This is a genomic window from Planococcus sp. SE5232 (assembly GCF_050686535.1).
GTDB lineage: Bacteria > Bacillota > Bacilli > Bacillales_A > Planococcaceae > Planococcus.
Genome location: NZ_JBOGCP010000009.1, coordinates 46,651 through 53,064, shown reverse-complemented (window position 1 = coordinate 53,064; position 6,414 = coordinate 46,651). Strand labels below are relative to the sequence as shown.

5 protein-coding genes and 1 rRNA gene are annotated in these 6,414 nt (G+C 47.4%); all 6 read right to left on the bottom strand.

Features of this window, described 5'->3' with window-relative positions:
- Positions 1-70: 70 nt before the first annotated feature.
- Positions 71-1,621, bottom strand: a 16S ribosomal RNA gene (locus ACRC6Q_RS18860).
- 372 nt (positions 1,622-1,993) lie between these two features.
- A complete protein-coding gene (gene lysS / locus ACRC6Q_RS18855) occupies positions 1,994-3,478 on the bottom strand; it encodes a lysine--tRNA ligase (RefSeq protein ID WP_431467212.1) in 1,485 nt (494 codons plus the stop codon).
- Between the two features lie 113 nt (positions 3,479-3,591).
- The gene (gene folK / locus ACRC6Q_RS18850; protein ID WP_223643224.1) at positions 3,592-4,086 is read right to left on the bottom strand and encodes a 2-amino-4-hydroxy-6-hydroxymethyldihydropteridine diphosphokinase; all 495 of its coding nucleotides are present in this window, start codon (positions 4,084-4,086) and stop codon (positions 3,592-3,594) included.
- Positions 4,083-4,448 (bottom strand): dihydroneopterin aldolase, encoded by a 366-nt coding sequence (gene folB, locus ACRC6Q_RS18845; protein WP_223643226.1) that lies wholly within the window; start codon positions 4,446-4,448, stop codon positions 4,083-4,085. The genes folK and folB overlap by 4 nt, the downstream gene beginning before the upstream one ends.
- Positions 4,448-5,260 carry a dihydropteroate synthase gene (gene folP, locus ACRC6Q_RS18840; protein WP_431467211.1) on the bottom strand — a complete coding sequence of 271 codons (813 nt, stop codon included), beginning with the start codon at positions 5,258-5,260 and terminating at the stop codon, positions 4,448-4,450. Before folP ends, folB begins: the two co-directional genes overlap by 1 nt.
- Positions 5,261-5,398: 138 nt before the next feature.
- Positions 5,399-6,340 carry a cysteine synthase A gene (gene cysK, locus ACRC6Q_RS18835; RefSeq protein WP_223643230.1) on the bottom strand — a complete coding sequence of 314 codons (942 nt, stop codon included), beginning with the start codon at positions 6,338-6,340 and terminating at the stop codon, positions 5,399-5,401.
- Positions 6,341-6,414 lie beyond the last annotated feature (74 nt).

The following is a 6,414-nucleotide window of genomic DNA, read 5'->3' as shown; positions in this document are numbered from 1 at the left end:
TGAAGGTGAACCTTCAAAACTGAACGCAAAACGTCAACCCCGGGAAACCCGGTTCCGAATTCATCCTTAGAAAGGAGGTGATCCAGCCGCACCTTCCGATACGGCTACCTTGTTACGACTTCACCCCAATCATCCGTCCCACCTTCGGCGGCTGGCTCCACAAGGGTTACCTCACCGACTTCGGGTGTTACAAACTCTCGTGGTGTGACGGGCGGTGTGTACAAGGCCCGGGAACGTATTCACCGTGGCATGCTGATCCACGATTACTAGCGATTCCGGCTTCATGCAGGCGAGTTGCAGCCTGCAATCCGAACTGAGAACGGTTTTCTGGGATTGGCTCCCCCTCGCGGGTTGGCAGCCCTTTGTACCGTCCATTGTAGCACGTGTGTAGCCCAGGTCATAAGGGGCATGATGATTTGACGTCATCCCCACCTTCCTCCGGTTTGTCACCGGCAGTCACCTTAGAGTGCCCAACTGAATGCTGGCAACTAAGATCAAGGGTTGCGCTCGTTGCGGGACTTAACCCAACATCTCACGACACGAGCTGACGACAACCATGCACCACCTGTCACCGCTGTCCCCGAAGGGAAAGGCGTATCTCTACACCGGGCAGCGGGATGTCAAGACCTGGTAAGGTTCTTCGCGTTGCTTCGAATTAAACCACATGCTCCACCGCTTGTGCGGGCCCCCGTCAATTCCTTTGAGTTTCAGCCTTGCGGCCGTACTCCCCAGGCGGAGTGCTTAATGCGTTAGCTGCAGCACTAAGGGGCGGAAACCCCCTAACACTTAGCACTCATCGTTTACGGCGTGGACTACCAGGGTATCTAATCCTGTTTGCTCCCCACGCTTTCGCGCCTCAGCGTCAGTTACAGACCAGAAAGTCGCCTTCGCCACTGGTGTTCCTCCACATCTCTACGCATTTCACCGCTACACATGGAATTCCACTTTCCTCTTCTGCACTCAAGTCCTCCAGTTTCCAATGACCCTCCACGGTTGAGCCGTGGGCTTTCACATCAGACTTAAAGGACCGCCTGCGCGCGCTTTACGCCCAATAATTCCGGACAACGCTTGCCACCTACGTATTACCGCGGCTGCTGGCACGTAGTTAGCCGTGGCTTTCTGGTGAGGTACCGTCAAAGTGCCAGTAGTTAATTGGCACGTGTTCTTCCCTCACAACAGAGTTTTACGATCCGAAAACCTTCGTCACTCACGCGGCGTTGCTCCGTCAGACTTTCGTCCATTGCGGAAGATTCCCTACTGCTGCCTCCCGTAGGAGTCTGGGCCGTGTCTCAGTCCCAGTGTGGCCGATCACCCTCTCAGGTCGGCTACGCATCGTCGCCTTGGTGGGCCATTACCCCACCAACTAGCTAATGCGCCGCGGGCCCATCCTGCAGTGACAGCCGAAACCGTCTTTCCGTGCAGCCTCAGGAGAGGCCGCAAACTATTCGGTATTAGCACCGGTTTCCCGGAGTTATCCCGATCTGCAGGGCAGGTTGCCCACGTGTTACTCACCCGTCCGCCGCTGAACCGAATGGAGCAAGCTCCACCGGTTCCGCTCGACTTGCATGTATTAGGCACGCCGCCAGCGTTCGTCCTGAGCCAGGATCAAACTCTCCATTATAGAGTAGTTGATTGCTCAAATACTTGCTGGCGTACCGCCGTCCGAAGACGCACGGTTCGCTTGTGATCTGCATAACGCTGATCAGTAAAGTGCGCGGGCCGTTTTGCGCGGCCGTTGCATGTTTGTTGACGTTTTGCTGTTCAGTTTTCAAGGTTCAAGTTGTTTGTCGCACTCATTGGCGACTTTTCAATATTACCAGCTTCTATCACCGAAGTCAATAACTTTTTTCACCTTATTATTCTCCGCATCTTTTATTATGAAAAACGCGACAAGAAATAGTATAGCACCATATCAAAATAGATACAAGTACTTTTTTAAAAAATGCCGGTTTAAAGATCAAGAGCCTTTAAACCGGCGTTTTCTGAAGACTCGTTATTCTTTTGGCCGCATTTGCGGGAACAATAAAACATCTCGAATAGAGGAAGAATTCGTTAACAACATAATTAAACGGTCAATACCGATTCCTAATCCACCTGTTGGCGGTAATCCGTATTCTAACGCTTCTATAAAGTCTTCATCCATTTCATGGGCTTCGTCATTTCCTTCAGCCTTTTCAACCAACTGGGCTTCAAAACGCTGACGCTGATCAATTGGGTCGTTTAACTCTGTAAACGCATTAGCATGCTCACGGCGAACAATGAACAACTCAAATCGATCTGTGAACCGCTCATCTTCAGGGTTTTTCTTTGCTAAAGGAGAAATTTCAACTGGGTGTCCATAAATGAACGTTGGTTGAACTAATTGCTCTTCCACTCTCTGCTCAAAGAACTCATTTAAAATATGCCCTACTTCCATAGTAGGTTTTACATCAATATTGTGTTCTTTCGCCAAATCCTGGGCTTCTTCTTTTGTCATGCGCTTCCAGAAATCAACACCTGTATATTCCTTTACGGCGTCAACCATATGTAGTCGTTTCCAACCTACAGCTAGATCAATTTTATCTTCTTCATACTGAACAGTCGTTGTTCCAAGGACTTCTTGCGCAACATGTGCCACCAGGTTTTCAGTAAGTGCCATGATATCGTTGTAATCTGCATAAGCTTCATACAGTTCAAGCATAGTGAATTCAGGATTGTGACGTGTAGATATTCCTTCGTTGCGGAAAACACGGCCGATTTCATAAACCTTCTCGAGTCCACCTACAATTAGACGCTTCAAGTGAAGTTCAATTGCGATACGAATATACAATTCCATATCCAAAGCGTTATGGTGGGTAACAAACGGTTTTGCAGCCGCTCCCCCTGCAATAGAATGAAGCATTGGCGTTTCGACTTCTAAAAATCCAGCGTTATCCAAATATCGACGCATCGATTGAATGATGCGGCTTCTCAGTATGAAAGTCTCTTTGCTAACATCACTTGTCAGCAGATCTAAGTACCGCTGGCGGTAACGCTGTTCTATATCTTTTAAACCGTGGAACTTTTCAGGCAGCGGACGCAGTGCTTTCGTAAGAAACTCCACTTCTTTCGCTTTAATCGATAGTTCACCTACGTTTGTTTTAAAGACAGTCCCTTTAATACCCAGAATATCTCCTAAGTCGACCGTATTGTAAAATTCATAAGCTTCTTCACCGATTGCATCTTTGCGGACGTAGATTTGAATCTGGCCTTTAAGATCTTGAATGTGGGCAAAGCCCGCTTTCCCTTTTCCACGTTTGGTCATCACCCGTCCAGCGATGATTACTTCGTGCGGGGTTTCTTCAAGCTCTTCTTTAGAAAGCCCTCCGTACTGCTCGATGATTTCCTGCGATAGATGAGTACGTTCAAAGCGGCCGCCAAATGGATCCATTCCATGATCACGGAAATTCTGCATTTTTTGGCGTCTCACCAATAGTTGATCGTTTAATTCTTCTGACATGTCCTACACTCCTTTATCTATATAAACCAATCTCATTCATGTATTTCTCTATTGTACACAATTTCTTACCATACCACATAAAAAAGCTGCCACAAATTTGCGGCAACCTGTACTTAACAATGTGTATCTTGTAGAAACTCTTCTATACTGTTATAGGATTTCCATAAACGAACGCCCTCAGCTTCAAAAGTATCTGCAACTTCAAACCCCGGATTCACTTCCAGCAACGGAATAAGGACAAACGCTCGCTCATGCATTCTCGGATGCGGAACAGTAAGCCTTTCTGTTTCAAACTTATCTTGGTTATACAATAAAATATCGAGATCTATCGTCCTCGGCCCCCACCTGACAAGCCGCTTGCGCTGTAAACTCTCTTCGATTTCTTGGCAGATATCCAGTAATGCCAATGCTTCTAATTCCGTTTCAAGCTCAACGACCATATTCAGGAAAGGCTCCTGATCCGTATACCCCACTGGATCTGTTTCATAAAGCGAAGAGATGTGGATTACCTTGACGGCCGCGTGATTCGCTAATAGCGATACGGCCTGCTTCAGCATTTCAAAGCGATTTCCCATATTGGAACCAAGCGACAAATAACTTTGGTTCATGCGAAGTTACCTCGGGTCAGTTCGATCGCCACTGATTTATAATGGCCGGGAATCGGCGGATCCGGTTTGATTAGCTGAACACGGATGCCTTGAACCAATGAAAAATCAGAAAGAATACGGGCAGCCACGTTTTCTGCTACAGCCTCCACCAATTTTTTCGGCTCACCTTCGACGATCGACCGGCAGGCTTCATAGACTTCTCCATAATGCACAGTATGCTCCAAGGCATCAGTCTCTCCCGCCTTCTGTAAATCTACAGCCAGTGAAACCGTCAGGCGAAATCGTTGGCCAAGTTTCGTCTCTTCAGGGAATACCCCGTGGTAGCCATAGAACTCCATATCATTCACGTGAATAAAATCCATTATTTCTCCTCCTTGTATGGATGCTTGCCAGTTAGTGCATCCATCATCCGGACCGCACGCACTGTTTCCGTTACATCATGGACACGCACAATGTGGCATCCCTGATTGATGCCATAGCAAACGGTTGCCAACGAACCTTCCAGCCGTTCGTCGACAGAAACATCTAAAATTTTTCCAATGAACGATTTTCTTGAGGTACCCAGAAGAACTGGATAACCTAATTCCACCAACTGCCCGATCATTTGTATCGCTTCGAGATTTTGCGATACGGATTTAACGAATCCCACACCTGGGTCGAGCCAGATATTTTCTTTTTGCACACCGGCATCTAATGCAATTTGAATGCTTTCTCCCAGATCCCGCATGACGTCTTCCTGGAAATCTGAATATGACGTATCGTGACGGTTATGCATGAGGATAATCGGCACATTCCACTTAGCGGCTACTTCCGCAATCACCGGATCGTATTTAGCTCCCCAAATATCATTGATGATGTGGGCACCAGCAGCTATAGCTGCATCAGCTACCCGTGACTTGTAAGTATCAACGGAAATTAAAACATCAAACTGTTGCTTCAGCGCTTTGATGACAGGAACGATTCTCTCTATTTCTTCATCGTCTGTGATCTGTACATAGCCCGGACGTGTAGACTCACCTCCCACGTCGATAATATCCACACCATCCGCAATCATCTGCTGAGCATGGGTAAGTGCCTGCTCCAAGCTGCTGTATTTGCCTCCATCCGAAAAAGAATCCGGCGTGACATTCAATATGCCCATGACGAGCGTCTTCTCATTAAAATTGATTTTCATTCAGCGTCACCGTCCAAACTTTAACTAGCTATCTATTTCCTGGGAAATGAAAGCGCGCTTTCATCTTACCTTACTTGAGCTGTTTTTTTCCACAAGAAAAGAGCGGCCAGAGGGCACGCTCCTTTTTGCTGTTGCTGTTTAGTTGGACTCATCAAATTGATAAAGCGGTGTACTTAGGTAGCGTTCACCGTTGGATGGGATAATCGCCAAGACTTTTTTGCCTTTACCTAAACGTTTAGCAACCTGCAGAGCAGCGTAGATCGCGGCTCCTGAAGATACGCCGCCAAGAATCCCTTCTTCGCGTGCTGCCTGGCGTGCTGTTTCATACGATTGGTCATTTGTGACTTGAATAATCTCGTTATAAATCTCCGTGTTCAGCACAGCAGGCACAAATCCTGCTCCAATTCCCTGGATTTTATGGGGTCCCGGCTTACCGCCTGATAGAACCGCTGAATCAGTAGGTTCCACTGCAATGATTTGAATATCAGGATACTTCTCTTTCAATACTTGGCCAGCACCTGTAATCGTTCCGCCTGTGCCGATTCCCGAAATAAAGGCATCCAATTGGTCGCCCATTGTTTCAACGATCTCTGGACCTGTCGTCAACCGATGCACTTCAGGGTTTGCTTCGTTATTGAACTGCTGCGGCATAAACCAGCCGTTTTCAGCCGCTTTTTTCTCTGCGGTCTTGATGGCGCCGTTCGGGCCGTTCATTCCGTCTGCCCCTGGAGTCAAAATCAATTCCGCTCCGTAAGCACGCAATAAGTTGCGGCGTTCCATACTCATCGTTTCCGGCATAACCAAAACAGACTTATAGCCTTTGGCTGCTGCGATCATCGCCAGTCCGATTCCGGTATTCCCGCTTGTCGGTTCGATGATGGTATCGCCTTCTTTTAAATCTCCGGACTTTTCAGCCGCCTCGATCATGGCCAGTGCAATACGATCTTTGACACTGCTGCCAGGGTTGAAGTATTCCAATTTCAAATAGACTTCTGCATCCTCTGGTCCTGTTAACCGGTTTAATTTCACAATTGGTGTTTGTCCAATCAATTCAGTAATCGAATTTCCTACACGCGCCATTCTTCAACACTCCTAATCCCTAGTAAATTTGTCGACTTTAATAAAGCTAATGGTATCAATAAAACAGACAGTTT

What these genes read in the sequence shown, in the direction of transcription:
- lysS (WP_431467212.1), bottom strand. Translation starts at nt 3,478, where the DNA reads ATGTCAGAAGAATTAAACGATCAACTATTGGTGAGACGCCAAAAAATG.
- folK (WP_223643224.1), bottom strand. Translation starts at nt 4,086, where the DNA reads ATGAACCAAAGTTATTTGTCGCTTGGTTCCAATATGGGAAATCGCTTT.
- folB (WP_223643226.1), bottom strand. Translation starts at nt 4,448, where the DNA reads ATGGATTTTATTCACGTGAATGATATGGAGTTCTATGGCTACCACGGG.
- folP (WP_431467211.1), bottom strand. Translation starts at nt 5,260, where the DNA reads ATGAAAATCAATTTTAATGAGAAGACGCTCGTCATGGGCATATTGAAT.
- cysK (WP_223643230.1), bottom strand. Translation starts at nt 6,340, where the DNA reads ATGGCGCGTGTAGGAAATTCGATTACTGAATTGATTGGACAAACACCA.